Annotated in this window: 5 protein-coding genes; 1 reads left to right on the top strand and 4 read right to left on the bottom strand. The window is 73.1% G+C overall.

Going from position 1 to position 16101, the window contains the following annotated elements; translation table 11 throughout:
* Positions 1-63: 63 nt before the first annotated feature.
* A complete protein-coding gene (locus tag RWE79_RS26350) occupies positions 64-3216 on the bottom strand; it encodes a non-ribosomal peptide synthetase (RefSeq protein WP_475942543.1) in 3153 nt (1050 codons plus the stop codon).
* A 46-nt stretch (positions 3217-3262) separates the two neighbouring features.
* On the bottom strand, positions 3263-4096 hold the full coding sequence (locus RWE79_RS26345; RefSeq protein WP_475942542.1) for a hypothetical protein: 834 nt from the start codon (positions 4094-4096) through the stop codon (positions 3263-3265).
* A 157-nt stretch (positions 4097-4253) separates the two neighbouring features.
* Between RWE79_RS26345 and RWE79_RS26340 the strand changes: the two genes are divergently transcribed.
* Positions 4254-5891 carry an MFS transporter gene (locus tag RWE79_RS26340; RefSeq protein WP_475942541.1) on the top strand — a complete coding sequence of 546 codons (1638 nt, stop codon included), beginning with the start codon at positions 4254-4256 and terminating at the stop codon, positions 5889-5891.
* A gap of 308 nt (positions 5892-6199) precedes the next feature.
* Here the strand turns inward: RWE79_RS26340 and RWE79_RS26335 are convergent, their stop codons facing one another.
* Positions 6200-7357, bottom strand: coding sequence for an acyl-CoA dehydrogenase family protein (locus RWE79_RS26335; RefSeq protein WP_475942540.1), 1158 nt, complete (start codon positions 7355-7357; stop codon positions 6200-6202).
* A gap of 3 nt (positions 7358-7360) precedes the next feature.
* The gene (locus tag RWE79_RS26330) at positions 7361-16090 is read right to left on the bottom strand and encodes a type I polyketide synthase (RefSeq protein ID WP_475942539.1); all 8730 of its coding nucleotides are present in this window, start codon (positions 16088-16090) and stop codon (positions 7361-7363) included.
* Positions 16091-16101: the final 11 nt, after the last annotated feature.

The following is a 16101-nucleotide window of genomic DNA, read 5'->3' as shown; positions in this document are numbered from 1 at the left end:
CGCGGGGGGCTGGTCATCGGGGAAGGCATCTCACGTCGTGCCGTACTGCGGTGAACAGGGGTTTCACGTCTGCTGCGCCGCCCGCACCCGCTCCGCCAGAGCGAGCGGGGTCGGGTTGGCGAAGAGGTCGGCCAGCTTCAGCCGGACCCCGATCCGCTGGTCGATCTTCTGGACGAGCTGGGCGCCGAGGAGCGAGTGCCCGCCGCTGGTGAAGAAGTGGGACTGCGCGGACAGGCCGCTGTTGCCCAGGAGCTGGCGCCACAGCGCCGTCAGCTCGTCCACCACGGCGTCCCCGGTGTCGGCGGCCTCCTCCGGCCCGTCGGCGCCCCGGGCCCGCCGGGCCTCGGCGGTCCGGGTCAGCCCGGGGTAGTCCACCTTGTCGTTGCCGGTCATCGGGAAGGCCTCGACCGCGATGAACTCCTGCGGCACCGCGGCGCCCTGGAGCAGGGTGCGGGTGTGGCTCCACAGTTCCTCGATGACGCGCTCGCGGTGCTCCGGCCCGGTCACCACGAAGGCGACCAGCGCCCCGTCGGTGGTCGGGTCGCCGACCAGGACCACCGCCGCGGCCCGGACACCGGGGTGTTCGAGGAGTACCGACTCCACCTCGCCGAGCTCGATGCGGTTGCCCCGGAGCTTGACCTGCCGGTCCATCCGGCCCAGGACCTCCAGGGTGCCGTCGGGCAGCCAGCGGGCGACGTCGCCGGTGCGGTAGTACTTCCCGTACGACGGGTGCGACGCGAAGCGCTCGGCGGTCAGTTCGTCGCGCTCGTGGTAGCCGATGCCCACGCCGGTGCCGGCGATGCACAGCTCGCCCCTGACGCCGATGGGCAGTTCCCGGCCGTCGGGGGCGGCCACGAAGATCTGGGTGTTGGCGATGGGCCGGCCCACGTGCAGCCGCCCCTCGTCCAGGTCCTCGATCAGCCCGGACGCCGACCAGATGGTGGTCTCGGTGGGGCCGTAGACGTTGCGCAGCCCGGCGCCGGTGGCCAGCAGTTGCCGGGCCAGCGTCGGCGGGAGCGGTTCGCCGCCGGACAGCACCTGCCGTCCCTCCAGGCGGGCGCCCGCCTGCTGGACGACCAGCCGCCAGGTGGTCGGCGTGGCCTGGACGATGTCGATGGAGTGCTGCTGGAGGACGTCGAGCAGCTGTCCGCCGTCGACCCGGGCGCCGTCCGGGGCGACCACCACCCGGCCGCCGGTGGCCAGCGGGACGAGGAGTTCCAGCGCGGAGATGTCGAAGCTGAAGGTGGTCATCCACAGGGTGGACGTCGCCGGGGTGCAGCCCAGCTCGTCGGCGAAGTGGTCGACCAGGTTGGCCAGGTTGCGGTGACTGATCAGGGTGCCCTTGGGGCGGCCCGTGGAGCCGGAGGTGTAGATCAGGTAGGCGCGGCCGTCCGGGTCGGGCTCCGGCACCGGGCCGGGGTCGGCAGCGGCCTGCGGGCCGGCCGCCGGGCCGGCCGCCGGGTCGTCCCCGGAGCGGGCCGGGCGGATGACCACCCGGTCCTCCAGCGGCACCTCGACCCCGGGGTCGGCGATCACCAGCCGGGCCCGCGCGTCCTCCAGCTGGTACACCACGCGCTGGGCGGGGTGGTCCGGGTCCAGGGGCAGATAGACGCCCCCGGCCAGCCATACGCCCAGCACCGCCGAGGCCAGGGTGGCGCCGCGCCGGCACAGCAGCGCGACGACGGAGCCGGGCTCCGCCCCCGCCGCCCGCAGCTGCGCGGCGATGCCGTGCGCGGACCGCCACAGCTCGGCGTAACCGACCTCGCGGTCACCCTCCTGGACCGCGACCGCCCCGGGACGCTCCGCCACCTGCCGGGCGACCGCCTGGAGGACGGACCCGTACGGCAGCGGACGGCCGGTGCGGTTGGCGCCGTCGATGATCTCGTGGTCGCGCCCGCTCCACACCCGCAGCGATCCCAGAGGGGTGTCGGACTCGGAGCCCAGCGCCAGCAGCAGGCCCTCGTAGCGCTCGATCATGAGCTCCACGTCGCTGCGGCTGTAGGCGTCCTCGTAGAACGCGGCCCTGATCTGGAGGGAATCACCGAGAACGGTGACGAAGAATTCCAGGTCGAATTTACTGAAGCCGTTCTCGACGGTGAGCAGCCGGGCTTTCCCGCCGCCTATCTTGAATTCCGGATTACTGTTGGGAACATAGTTGAAGACGTGCCGGAAAATGGAGTTGCGCCAGGAGGCGTCGACCCGGGGGACGACTTCGAGGAGTTCGTCCACGGGGAAGTCCGCGTGGCCGACCGCTTCGAGGAACATCCGGCGCAGCCCGGTCACCAGCTCTCGGAAGCTGCGCTCGGGGGCGACGGACTCCCGCAGGGTGAGCACGTTGATGTGGTAGCCGATGGCCTTCTGCTGCTCGCGGCCCCGGACGCTGACCGGGGAGCCCACGGTGATGTCGGGGCCGGCACCGTGCGCGGCCAGCAGCACGTAGTAGGCGGCGAGCAGGATGACGACCTCGGGGGCGCGCAGTTCCCGCTGGAGCCGCTTGGCGACGGCCGCGGCCTCCGGCGACAGCTTGCGGGTCACCCAGTCCCCGGCGAGGGTGGTCCTGGCCGGCAGCGGCTTGTCGCACCACAGGTTCAGGGTGCTGACGTCCAGGCCGGCGACCTGCCGCTCCCAGTAGGCCCGGCTGCGGTCCGAGGGAGCCGGCTCCTCCCAGCGCGGCACCTCGCCGAACAGGCTCTCCGGGGTCGCCGCGCCGGCGTCGAAGGCGTCGTACAGTGCGCTGAACTCCTCGACGACGACGGCGGTCGACATGCCGTCGTAGACGCTGTGGTGGAGCGCCAGGCAGAAGATGTCGCCGTCGGGGCGCACCACGTGCCGGGCGCGCAGCAGCAGGCTGCCGTCGGCGCGGAAGGGGGTGCCGACGAAGGAGGTCAGGCCGTCCAGGACGTCGGCGCCGGGCTCGGACCGGTGGCTGCCGACGGTGACCCGGGCCTCGTCGGCCGGCACCGCCCACTTGCGCAGGGCCGAGCCGTCGGCGGCGGTGCCGTCGGGGCGGAAGACCGTACGGAGCACCTCGTGCCGGCGGACCAGGAAGGACAGGGCGCGTTGCAGCGCCTCGCCGTTGAGGGGTCCGTCGGCCTGGAAGGTGAAGGTCAGGTTGTTCACCCCGGCGCCGGGGACGAGATCCTCCAGCAGCCAGAGGGATCGTTCCTTGCTCGTCGCCGGCGTACCGCCGCGGGGTTCCCCGTGCGCCTGTTCCATCTCGGTGTGTCCGATCTTCTCGGTCTACTGGGCTGCTGGTCGGCGGCTACTTGGTGAGCAGTTCGGTCGCGGCCTTGGCGACCTCGTCGGAGCGCAGCAGGTCGGCGTGCTCGACCCCGCTGAACACGATCTCCTCGGCGACGAGCCGGTCGTCGGTCTTGAGGATCGAGTTGCGCACCCGGTTGAGGCCGTTGTCGACGCCGGAGGACTGCAGGGCCGTCGCGGTGCTCCACAGCGGGAGGACGTCGGCCTGGTCGGCGATCGACAGATAGGACATGAAGGAGCCGAACATGTCGACGAGCTCCTGGACGAACTCCTCGCCGAGACCGGTGCGTTCGCAGGCCACGGCGATGGCCTCACGGAACCGTCCGACCAGGGCCGCGGCCAGCCGGTCCGGCTCCTCGATCTCCTCGTAGGCGACCCGGCCGGCCTCGCGCAGCTGGTCCGCGCCCTCCTGGTCCAGCATCTGCGACAGGCTCTCGACGACCATCGCGAACTGCCAGTAGATCGTGCCGCCGTTGACCAGCTCGGGGTCGAACAGGATGATGTCCGGGGTCCGTTCCTGCCACTGCCCTATCCGCTCGGCGAGCAGGGCCGCGTAGACGCTTCCCACGCAGAATCCCGCCACCGCGCGCACCGGCGCCCCGTTGCGCCGGACCTCGTCCAGCCAGGGCTGGATGTACTCCTCGGGACTCACCCCCGTCAGCAGGCCGGTCGGCGCCACGGCGGTACGCCAGAATCCGTGCCCCGCCGTGAGCCGGGACGCGAGTTCGTCGAAATCCGCCTGCAAACGGCCGGTGGCCGGAAAGTCGACGGCGAGTACTATTTCACCGGACTCCCCCTGCGCGAGTATCGACCAGCCGGACTTCTGATCGCTCATGATTTCCCCTCGGATGTCAGCACCATGTCGCGAGTTACACACGATCGCGCGGTTACAAACAAACTAGCGATAGCGGAAATCCGGCCACACCCCTAATCACCCCTAAGTTCCGTCCGGGGCGGACTCCTGCGTATTGAAATCATCTACAGTCTCGACCATGACGCAGACCTCCTCTCCCCAAGTGCAGCCCCAGGCTGGTCATCCGCGGCGTTGGTTGATCCTCGGCGTCCTCGTCACCAGTCTGCTGATGATCCTGATCGACAACACGATCCTGAACGTCGGCCTCAAGACCATTCAGCACGATCTGGTCGCGACGCAGAGCGAGATGGAGTGGGTCCTCGACTCCTACATCCTGATCTTCGCCGGGTTGATGTTCACCTTCGGTGTGCTCGGTGACCGGATCGGGCGCAAGCGTTTACTCGTCGCCGGCATGATTGTGTTCGGCGTGGCCTCCGTGGCCGCCTCCTATTCCACCTCGCCGGCGCAACTGATCGCGGCGCGGGCCGGAATGGGTCTGGGCGCGGCGATGGTGCAGCCCCAGACCCTTTCGATCATCCAGAACGTGTTCCCGCCGCAGGAGCGTGGCAAGGCCATCGGCCTGTGGTCCTCGTTCTCCGGTATCGCGATCGCCATCGGCCCGATCAGCGGCGGCCTGCTGCTGAAGTACTACTGGTGGGGCTCGCTGTTCCTGGTCAACATCCCCGTGGTGCTGATCGGAATCGTGCTGACCCTCGTCATCGTGCCGGAGTCCCGGGACCCCAAGCCCAGCCGTCTCGACCTGTACGGCGTGGTGCTGTCCACCGCCGGTGTCGTCGGCCTGGTCTACGGCATCATCAAGGGCGGCGAGACCAACCACTGGGGTTCGGTCCAGGTACTGGCCCCGTCGCTGGCCGGCATCGCCGTCCTGGCACTGTTCGTCCAGCTCCAGCGGCGCAGTTCCTCGCCCGCGCTGGATGTGACGCTGTTCAGCAACCGGCTGTTCTCCACCGGCACCGCCGCACTCGCCCTGACCTCGTTCGCGCTGATGGGCGGCCTGGTCTACATGGCGTACTACTGGCAGGCGGCGCGGGGCTACGACGCGCTGAAGGCCGGTGTGGTCGCGCTGCCGATCGCCGCCGGGCTGATGCTGGGGGCCGCCAAGAGCGCCCAGCTGGTGGCCAGGTTCGGCCGCCGGGGCCCGGTCTCCAGCGGTCTGGGCGGAATCGGACTCGCCCTGCTGGCCTGGGCGTTCGTGGACCAGAGCACCCCGGTGTGGATCCTGCTGGTCGACGGCTTCGTGTTCGGCCTCGGCATGGGCAATGTGTTCGCGCCCGCCACGGCTCAGGCGATGTCCGCCGTGCCGGTGAACAAGGCCGGCGCCGGGTCCGCGGTGACCAACACCGTGCGGCAGATGGCCGGCGCGCTGGGCATCGCGGTGCTGGGCTCGATCCTGTCGGCGGTGTACCGCAAGGACGTCACCCCGACGGTGCAGGCCACGCTGCCGCGCGATGTGCGGCACAGCGCGGCCGAGTCGATCGTGGCCACCGGCAGCGAGATCGAGAAGCTCGCCGCCCGGGTCCAGGCGGGCAAGTCCCCGCAGTCGGCGCTGGACGGTGTGCAGACCCTGGTCGAGAAGGCGCACGACTCCTTCATCTCGGCGATGCATGTCACCTCGTTCGCGGCGGGCGGCTTCGCGCTGCTGGGCGCGGCCGCGGTGATGCTGGCGATGCCGCGTCCCCGGCCCCGTCCGGAGCCGGAGGGAGCCGAGGCCGAGGCCGGGGCGGCGGCCAAGAGCCCCGCCGGGGCGGCGGGCTGACAGCTGTCACCACCTCGCTCAGGGCCGGTCCGGCGGATTCCCGCCGGACCGGCCCTGTTCTCGCTGCCCCGCGCCGGGGGTGGTCCCGCCGGAGCGGTGGCCGCGATTCACCGGGTCCGTCCGGTGGCCGTTCTGTCCTCAACCGCCGGACTGGGGGCACCTCCCAGCGGTAGCCGGGGGCGCTCAAAACGGCCCGTCCGGCGATTGGGGGACAAGCGCGGCCGGGGGCTGCGTCCGGGCGGGGGAAACGTGAGGGCCGGCTGTCCCGTGGGACAGCCGGCCCGTTCCTGTGCGGGGTTCGCTACCAGCTACGAGCGGCGCGGGACCGGAATCACGTAGCGGCTGAAGACGAGTTCGCGCAGCACGTCGTCGCCGCCCTCGACGATGGACACGTACCGCATGTCGCGGAGCAGCTTCCCGATCGGCAGGTCGTTGGTGTATCCGAGGCCGCCGAACATCTCGGAGCCGACGCTCGCCACCTCCCAGCCGGCCTGGCCGCAGAACATCTTCGCGGTCAGCGCCGACTTCAGGGTTCCCTGCTTGGCGAAGACGGCCGCCGGATTCGGCTCGCTCATGATGGCGTCGTAGTCGCGGGCCGCCGCCCGGCACTGGCTCTTCATGACGTCGATCAGCATTTCCATCTGGCCCAGCTTGCCCGCGAACACCGGATTGTCGGTCAGGGCCGCGCCCTTGATCTGCTTGGTCTTCGCGTAGTCCATGCAGTGGTCACGGATCCGCCGGGCTATTCCGAGCGCCGTGGTGGCGATCAGGATACGGCTGGCGTTGAGGCCGATCTCCAGCAGGCGCAGCCCGGATCCGGCCAACTGGTTGCCGGCCGGGACCCGGCAGTTGTCGAGGCTGACCTCGTACGTGCCCGAGGCGCGCAGGCCGATGACGTCCCAGCGCCTGGTGACGCGCAGGCCGGGGGTGTCCCGGGGCACGACGACCGCCAGGTGCTCGCTGGGGTCGTCGGCGGACCGGGCCACGACGACGAGGAAGTCGGCGAAGTCGGTGTTGGTGGAGAAGAACTTCTCGCCGGTGACGACGAGTTCACCGCCCTGGCGGGCGACGACGGTCTCGATCCGGCCGAGTTCGCTGCCCGCCTCGCGTTCGCTGCCGAGCGTGGCGCAGTACGAGCCCCGGGCCGCCATGGGCGCCACGTAGCGCTCCTTGAGCTCCTCGGAGCCGTAGAGCGAGACCATGCTCGTGCCCAGTACGGAGATGAAGAGGGTGAAGGCCACCCCGGCGTCGCCGTACGCGATCTCGTTGACGATGTCGACGCTGTCGGACAGGGTCAGGCCCAGGCCGCCCTGCTCCTTGGGGATCCACCAGTTCGCGAGCCCGGTGTCGCGGAACCGCTCGTAGAGGGGCAGGGGCGCCTCGGACAGCGAGTCGAGGTAGGCGTGCTGCCCCTTGAGTTCCTGGGCGACAAATCCGCGGAGGGCCTTCTGGATGTCCGTTGCCATGGGTTACTCCTTTTCGAGGGCCAGTTGGATGAGGTCGTCGATCTGCATGCTGTCGATGTCCTGATCGGCGCGCCCGGTGGTGCTCTCCGTGCCCTCGTCCGTGCCTCCGTCCGGGTCGTCGGCGAGCCGCAGCAGGCTGTCCAGCAGCCCGGACTCCCGCAGTCCGCCGATCGGAACCGTGGCCAGGATGCGGCGGATGTCCTCGTCGCTCTGCTCCGGCTCCTCGTCGGGGCCGGCCTCGGGGAACAGCAGGTCCCGCACATGGCCGGCCAGTCCGCCGGGCGTCGGATAGTCGAAGACCACCGTGGTGGCGACCTGCACTCCGGTGGCCGCCTTGAGCTGGTTGCGGAACTCGACCCCGCTGAGGGAGTCGAAGCCCAGCTCCTTGAAGGTGTAGTCGGTGTCCACGTCGTCGGCGGACGGATAGTCCAGGACGAGGGCGATGGTGTCGCGCACCAGGTCCAGCAGCTCGCGCTCCTGTTCCGGTGCCGGCAGCGTGCTCAGCCTCCTGGCCAGCGCCGACATCGCGGGCGCCGCCGCCTCGGGGGCGGGACCGTCGGACGCCGACCGGCGGAGCCGGCCGCGGACCATGCCGCGGTAGACCGCCGGCAGGTCCTCGCGCTGCCGCAGCGCCGCCAGGTCGAGGTGGGCGGGCACCACCAGGGCGGTGTCCAGCGCCAGGGCGGCGTCGAACAGGGCCATGCCCTCGGCCGCCGGCATCGGGGCGATGCCGCTGCGCCGGAACCGCGCCAGGTCGGCCTGGCCCAGGGCGCCGCCCATGCCCGAGTCGAGCCCCCACAGGCCCCAGGCCAGGGAGACCGCGGGCAGCCCCTGCACCCGGCGGTGGGCGGCCAGGGCGTCCAGGAACACGTTGGCCGCGGCATAGTTCGCCTGCCCCGCGGTGCCGACCGTGCCGGCGACGGAGGAGTACATCACGAACGCCGCCAGCGGCAGGTCCTTGGTGAGCTCGTGCAGGTGCCAGGCGGCCCCGGCCTTCGCGGCGAAGACCCGGTCGACGTGCCCCGGGGTCAGCGACACGACCGGGCTGTCCTCCAGGACGCCGGCCAGGTGCACGATCCCGGTGAGCGGCCGGTCGGCGGGGATCGCCGCCAGCAGCCCGGCCAGGGCCGCGCGGTCCGAGACGTCGCAGGCCACCGCCGTCAACTCGGCACCGAGTTCGGCGAGTTCGGCTGTCAGTGCGGCCGTGCCGGGCGCTTCGGCGCCCCGGCGGCTGGCCAGCAGCAGATTCCGTACGCCGTGCTCGGACACCAGGTGGCGGGCGGCGAGCGCGCCGAGGCCGCCGGTGCCGCCGGTGAGCAGGACCGTTCCGCCGGGGGCCCAGCCGGGGCGTCCGGCGGCGGCGGGCAGCGGGGCCAGCCGGGGTGCGAAGGCCGTGCCCCAGCGCAGCGCCAGCTGGGGCTCGCCGGTGGCGCAGGCGGCGGTCAGGACCGGTACCGACTCCTCGTCGTCGTCCAGGTCCAGCAGGACGAACCGGTCGGCGTGCTCCGTCTGGGCCGACCGCAGCAGACCCCACACCGGGGCCGACGTGAGGTCGGGTGCCTCGCCCTCGGCCACCGCGACCGCGCCGCGCGTGACGACGACGAGCCGGGAGCCGGCCAGGTCCTCGTCGCGCAGCCAGTCCTGGACCAGCGCGAGCGCCCGGTGCGTGCCGGTCAGCGCGGCGCCGGGTACGTCGGCCCCGCTGTCCGCGGCGACATGGGCGAACACCAGCTCCGGCACCGCGGCGCCCGCGGCGACCGCCGTGCGCAGCGCGGCGAGGTCACGGTACGAGTCGACCGACGACCCCATGGAGTGCGCGCCCAGCGCCACGGCCCGCGTCCGGCCGGCCGGTGCCGTGTCCGGCAGTGGCACCTCGGTCCAGTCCAGGCCCAGCAGCGAACCGGCGGCGGACGCGCCCGCCAGTGCCGCCGCCAGCTGCTCGGCGGAGGCCGGCATCAGCGCCAGGGACTCCACGGACAGCACGGGCGCGCCGCCGTGGTCGGTGATCCGCAGTGCGACCTCCTGCGGTCCCGTGCGGGTGATCCGTACCCGGAGGGCGGTGGCGCCCAGCGCGTGCAGGGACACCCCGGACCAGGAGAAGGGCAGCAGGACCTGCGACTCCTGCTCGCGCAGGGCCTGGGCGAAGACCACCAGCAGCAGCGGATGCAGCGCCGCGTCCAGCAGCGCCGGGTGCACCGCGAACGCCTCGGCGGCGCGGTGTGCGTCGGCGGGCAGCCGGACGTCCGCGTACACGTCGTCGCCGGACTGCCAGGCGGCGTGCAGCCCCTGGAAGACGGGACCGTACGCGTAGCCCCGGCCGAGCAGCGCCGGGTAGGGGTCGCCGAGTTCGACCGGCACGGCGCCGGGGGGCGGCCAGCTACCGGCGTCGGCTTCGCCATCGGCATCGCCGTCGGCGGTCCGGACGGTGAGGAAGCCGGCGGCGTGCCGGGTCCAGGCTCCGGCGGCGCCCTCGGGCCGCGAGTAGACGCCGAGGGTGCGGCGGCCGGTCGCGGCGGTCTCCGGGGCAGGGGCCGCGCCCACCACGACCTGGAGCTGTACGGCGCAGTCCCCGGCGAGGACCAGCGGTGCCTCCAGGGTCAGTTCGTCGATCCGGGCGCCGTCGGCGCGGTCGGCGGCCTGGAGCGCCATCTCCAGGAAGGCGGTGCCCGGCAGCAGCACGCTGTCCAGCACCGTGTGGTCGGCCAGCCAGGGGTGGGTCGGCAGCGAGATCCGGCCGCTCAGCACCAGCTGGTCCCCGGCGGCCAGTTCGGTCAGGGCGCCCAGCAGCGGGTGCTCCACCGCGCCCAGACCGGCGGTGGTGACGTCACCGGTCGCGGCGTCGGCGGTCAGCCAGTAGCGCTGCCGGTCGAAGGCGTACGTCGGCAGTTCGAGCCGCCTGCCCGGGGCCGGCCGCGCCGCGGCCGGGCCGGCCAGCAGGGCCTGCCAGTCCACCGGCACACCGCGTACGTGCAGCCGGGCCAGCGTCTCCAGTACGGTGCGGGGCTCCGGGCGGTCCTTGCGGACCACCGGTACCGCGACCACGTCCTGGCCGTCGTCGCCCAGCACCTGCTGGGCCAGGGCGGTCAGCACCCCGTCGGGGCCGGCCTCTACCAGCACCCGTGCCCCGGCGGCCACGGCGGCCTGGACCCCGTCGGCGAAGCGCACGGCAGCCCGTACGTGGCCGACCCAGTACTCGGGATCCTCCAGGACCCCGGGGCCGGCCACATGGCCGGTCAGGTTGGACACCACGGCGATCCGGGGCGGCGCGTACGAGACGGTGCGCGCGACCTGCCGGAACTCCTCCAGCATCGGGTCCATCAGCGGCGAGTGGAAGGCATGCGAGACCCGCAGCCGGTGGGTCTTGCGCCCCCGCCCGGCCATCGTCCGCGCGACGGATTCGACCGCGTCCTGCGCGCCGGAGACCACCACGGAGGCCGGTCCGTTGACGGCCGCGACGGCGGCCACCCCGTCCAGTCCGTCCAGGGCCTTGAGGATCTCGTCCTCGGTGGCCTGGACGGCGACCATGGCGCCGCCCGCCGGCAGTGCCTGCATCAGCCGGCCCCGGGCGGTGACCAGCCGGGCCGCGTCCGCGAGCGAGAACACCCCGGCGACATGGGCGGCGGCCAGCTCACCGATGGAGTGCCCGACCAGCACCTCCGGGCGCACACCGAGGGACTCCAGCAGCCGGAAGGCCGCCACCTCGAAGGCGAACAGCGCCGGCTGGGTCCAGCCGGTCTCGTCCAGCAGAGCGGGGTCGTCGCCCTCGATCACCGAGGTCAGCGGCCGGTCCAGATGGACGTCCAGCTCGGCGCAGACCTCGTCCCAGGCGGCGGCGAACACCGGGTAGGCCGCGTACAGTTCACGCCCCATGCCCAGCCGCTGGCTGCCCTGGCCGGAGAACAGCACCCCGGTCCTGGGGGCCGCCACCGCCGCCGCGCCGCCGGAGACCACGCCGGGCGCGGTCCCGCCGGAGGCCAACGCCTCCAGTGCGGCGGTGAGTTCGGCGAGCTCGGAGCCCAGCACCACGGCGCGGTGGTCGAAGTGCGTACGGGAGGCCACCAGGGCCCCGGCGATCTCGGCGGGGCCCAGTTCGGGCCGCGTCAGGGCGAACTCCCGCAGCCGCTCCGCCTGCAGGGTCAGCGCCCGGGCGCTGCGCGCCGAGATCACCCACGGCACCGGCCCGGCGTGCTCCACCGGCGCGGGCCCCGCCGTCTCCGGCGCGGCGTCCGGCGCGGTCTCCGGCGCGGTCTCCGGCGCGGTCTCTTCCGTCCCGGCCTGTTCCAGGATCACGTGGGCGTTGGTACCGCTGATCCCGAAGGACGACACACCCGCCCGACGCGGACGGTCGTCCCCGGGCCACTCCCGCTCCTCGGTGAGCAGTTCCACCGCTCCCGAGGACCAGTCGACGTGCGGTGACGGCTGGTCGACGTGGAGCGTCGCGGGCAGGACGCCCTGACGCATCGCCATCACCATCTTGATCACCCCGGCCACCCCGGCAGCCGCCTGGGTGTGCCCGATGTTCGACTTCAACGACCCCAGCCAGAGCGGCTCTTCACGCTCCTGCCCATAGGTCGCCAGCAGCGCCTGCGCCTCGATCGGGTCACCCAGCGCGGTACCCGTGCCATGCGCCTCCACCGCGTCGATGTCGGAGGGGGCCAGGCCGGACTGGGCCAGCGCCTCGCGGATCACGCGTTCCTGGGACGAGCCGTTGGGGGCGGTGAGCCCGTTGCTGGCGCCGTCCTGGTTGACGGCGGAGCCGCGTACGACGGCCAGGACGCGGTGGCCGTTGGCACGGGCCCGCGACAGCCGCTCCAGCACCAGCACACCCACACCCTCGGCCCACGACGTACCGTCCGCACCCGCCGCGAACGACTTGCACCGGCCATCGGGCGCCAGGCCCCGCTGACGACTGAACTCCAGGAACATCCCCGGCGTCGCCATCACCGTCACACCACCGGCCAACGCCAGATCACACTCACCCGAACGCAACGCCTGACCCGCCAGATGCAACGCCACCAACGACGACGAACACGCCGTGTCCACCGTCACCGCAGGACCCTCGAACCCGAACGTGTAGGACACCCGGCCCGAGGCCACGCTCGCGGCGTTGCCGGTGAGGCGGTAGCCCTCGGCGGTCTCGGGGGCCTCGTGCAGCCGGGGCCCGTAGTCCATGGCCATCAGGCCGGTGAAGACCCCGGTGCGGGAGCCGCGCAGCGACGCCGGGTCGATGCCGGTGCGCTCCATGGCCTCCCAGGAGGTCTCCAGGAGGAGGCGCTGCTGCGGGTCGATGGCCAGGGCCTCACGGGGCGAGATCCCGAAGAACCCGGCGTCGAACTCGTCGGCGTCGTGGAGGAATCCGCCGTCCCTGCTGTACGTGGTGCCGGAGTGCTCGGGGTCGGGGTGGTAGAGGGCGTCCAGGTCCCAGCCCCGGTTGGCGGGGAAGCCGCCGATGGCGTCCTCGGCCCCGGCGACCAGCCGCCACAGCTCCTCCGGGGAGGAGACGCCGCCGGGGAGGCGGCAGGCCATGCCCACGATGACGACCGGGTCGGCCCCGGCCGCAGCCCCGGCCGGTACGGCGGCCGGTACGGGCAGCGGGGCCGGGGTGCCGGCCTCCGCGCCGAAGAGCGCCTCGCCGAGGTGCTGGGCCAGCGCCACCGGGGTGGGGTGCTTGAACAGGGCGGTGGTCGTCAGCGGGATCTCGGTCTCGGCGGTGAGGGTGTTACGGATCCGGACCGACAGATGCGAGTCGACCCCGAGGTCCTTGAAGGTCCGGTCCGGCGCCACGTCCTCCGGCGACGGGTGGCCGAGCGCGGCGGCCGCGTGGGCCCGTACCAGCCGCAGCAGCGCCTCGGCGCGGCCGGCGGCGCCCAGCGGGGCCAGCTCCTGGCGCAGCGCCGACGCGGCGGCGTCCTCGTCGCCCTCCACGGCGGCCGCGGCGCGGACGGGGCCGGCCGTGCCCGCCGGCAGGCCGGTGGTGTCGAGCCAGTGGCGGCGGCGCTGGAAGGCGTAGGTCGGCAGCGGGACGGCGCGGGCGCCGGTGCCGTCGAAGACCGCGTCCCAGTCGACCGGCAGGCCCCTTACGAAGCCCTCGGCCAGGGAGGTGAGGAAGCGGTCGGGGCCGCCCTCGCCGCGACGCAGGGTGCCCAGGGCGACCGCGGTGTGGTCGGCGGCCTCCAGGCTCTCCTGGAGGGCGACGGTCAGCACCGGGTGGGCGCTGGACTCGACGAAGAACCCGAAGTCGTCCGCGAGCAGGGCGCGGATGGTGTCGGCGAACCGCACGGTCCGGCGGAGGTTGGTGTACCAGTACTCGGCGTCGAGGCCGGAGGTGTCGATCCGGGCGCCGGTGACCGACGAGTAGAACGGCACGTCGGCGGGGCGGGGTTCGACGCCCGCCAGGGCCTCGGTCACCTGTTCCCGGATGGTCTCCACGTAGGCGCTGTGGGAGGCGTAGTCCACGGCGATCCGCCGGGCCCGTACCCCGTCCGTCTCGCAGGCGGCCAGCAGCTCGTCCAGGGCGTCGTTCTCACCGGAGACGATGCTGGCGAAGGGGCCGTTGACCGAGGCGAGGGAGATCCGCTCGCCCCAGCGCTCCAGGAGGGTGGCCGTCTCCTCGGCGGGCAGCCCGACGGAGACCATGCCGCCCAGGCCCGACAGGCCCTCGGCGATGGCCTGGGCGCGCAGCGCCACGACCTTCGCCCCGTCCTCCAGGGACAGCGCGCCGGCGACGGTGGCGGCGGCGATCTCGCCCTGGCTGTGGCCGACCACGGCGTCGGGTTCGACACCGGCCGCCCGCCAGGTCGCGGCCAGGGACACCATGACGGCCCACAGCGCGCACTGCACGACGACCACGTCGTCCAGTGGGGCCGCGTTCTCACCGCCGCGTACGACGTCCAGCACCGACCAGTCCACGTAGGGGGCGAGGGCGGTGTCGCACTGGGTCAGCCGCTCGGCGAACACCGGTGAGGTTTCGAGGAGTCCGGCGGCCATGCCCTGCCACTGGGCGCCCTGGCCGGGGAAGACGAAGGCCACCTTGCCGCGGGCGTCGGCGGTGCCCGAGACGACGTTGGCCCCGGGGACGCCGTCGGCCAGGGCGGTCAGCCCGGACAGGGCGTCGCCGAGGTCACCGGCGAGCACCACGGCGCGCTGCTCCAGGGCGGCGCGGGTGCGGGCCAGGGACCAGCCGAGGTCGGCGAGGCCGCCCTCGGGGGCGGGGTCGGCCGCCACGAACGCGGCGAGCCGGCCGGCCTGGGCGCGCAGCCCGTTGCGGCCGCTGCCGGAGACCGCCCAGGGCACCGGCGCCCCGGCGCTCGCGGACAGCAGGGCCGGACCGGTGGCCGTCGCGCGAGGCTGCCGAGGGGCGGGCGCGCCGGGCCATTCGGCCACCACGACATGGCAGTTGGTGCCGCCCATCCCGAACGCCGAGACCCCGGCGACCAGCGGGCGGTCCTCGTGCGGCCAGGGGCCGGTGGTGCGCTGGAGGCGCAGGTTGAGCTCGTCGAGCGGGATGCCGGGGTTGGGGGTCTCGAAGTTGAGGCTGGCGGGCAGCGCGCGGTTCTGCACGCTGAGGATCACCTTCACCAGGCCGGTGATGCCCGCGGCGCCCTCCAGGTGGCCGACGTTGGTCTTGACCGAGCCCACCACCAGGGGGTGCCCGGGTTCCCGTACGGAGCCGATGGTGGCGCTGAGCGCGGCCGCCTCGACGGGGTCGCCGACCGGGGTGCCGGTGCCGTGCAGCTCAACGTACTGGACGTCGGCGGGGTCGGTGCCGGACTGCTGGTGGGCGCGGATCAGCAGCCGCTGCTGGCCGTTGCGGTCGGGCGCGGTGAGGGTGTCGCCGCCGCCGTCGTTGTTGACGGCGCTGCCGCGCAGCACACAGCGGATCGGGTCGCCGTCGGCGATGGCCCGCGAGAGCAGTTTGAGGACGACGACGGCGCCGCCCTCACCGCGTACGTAGCCGTTGGCGCGGGCGTCGAAGGTGTAGCAGCGGCCGTCCGGGGACAGGGCGCCGAAGGCGGCGATGCGGTCGGTGGTCTCCGGTATGAGGTTGAGGTTGACCCCGCCGGCCAGCGCGACGGTGGACTCCCCGGAGCGCAGGCTCTCGCAGGCCAGGTGCACCGAGACCAGGGACGAGGACTGGCCGGTGTCGACGGTCAGGCTGGGGCCGCGCAGGCCGAGGACGTAACTGACGCGGTTGGCGATGATGCTGCGGTGCAGGCCCGTCATGGTGTGCGGGGTGACCGCGGCTCCGCCGATCCGGGTGGCCAGGGTGGCGTAGTCGTCGGTGATGACGCCGGCGAAGACGCCGGGGCGGCCGTCGGTGAGGTGGTCCGGGCGCAGTCCTGCGTCCTCCAGGGCCTGCCAGCTCAGCTCCAGCATCAGCCGCTGGTGCGGGTCCATGGCCACCGCCTCGCGCGGTGATATCCCGAAGAAGGCGGCGTCGAAGGTGTCGACGGAGTCCAGGAATCCGCCACGGCGGAAGTCCGCCCCGGGGGAGGCCGGGTCGGCGTCGGGCCAGCGGCCGTCGGGCACGTCGGTGACCGCGTCCCGCCCTTCGCTCAGCAGCTGCCAGAAGGCGTCCGGATCGGAGGCCTGCGGCAGTCGGCAGGACAGTCCGATGACCGCCACCGGCTCGTTCGCGAGGGACGCGGGGGTCGCGGGAGTCGCGGGGCTCGCGGGGGTCGCGCGGTCAGCGGAGAGAGGGGCAGAGGCGTCGGAGGCGCGGTTGCTGGACATACACCCATCCA

The organism is Streptomyces sp. RLA131, assembly GCF_056270125.1.
Note: the sequence above shows the minus strand (reverse complement) of the source record. Positions and strands in the feature narration are given on the sequence as shown.

What these genes read in the sequence shown, in the direction of transcription:
- RWE79_RS26350 (WP_475942543.1), bottom strand. Translation starts at nt 3,216, where the DNA reads ATGGAACAGGCGCACGGGGAACCCCGCGGCGGTACGCCGGCGACGAGC.
- RWE79_RS26345 (WP_475942542.1), bottom strand. Translation starts at nt 4,096, where the DNA reads ATGAGCGATCAGAAGTCCGGCTGGTCGATACTCGCGCAGGGGGAGTCC.
- RWE79_RS26340 (WP_475942541.1), top strand. Translation starts at nt 4,254, where the DNA reads ATGACGCAGACCTCCTCTCCCCAAGTGCAGCCCCAGGCTGGTCATCCG.
- RWE79_RS26335 (WP_475942540.1), bottom strand. Translation starts at nt 7,357, where the DNA reads ATGGCAACGGACATCCAGAAGGCCCTCCGCGGATTTGTCGCCCAGGAA.
- RWE79_RS26330 (WP_475942539.1), bottom strand. Translation starts at nt 16,090, where the DNA reads ATGTCCAGCAACCGCGCCTCCGACGCCTCTGCCCCTCTCTCCGCTGAC.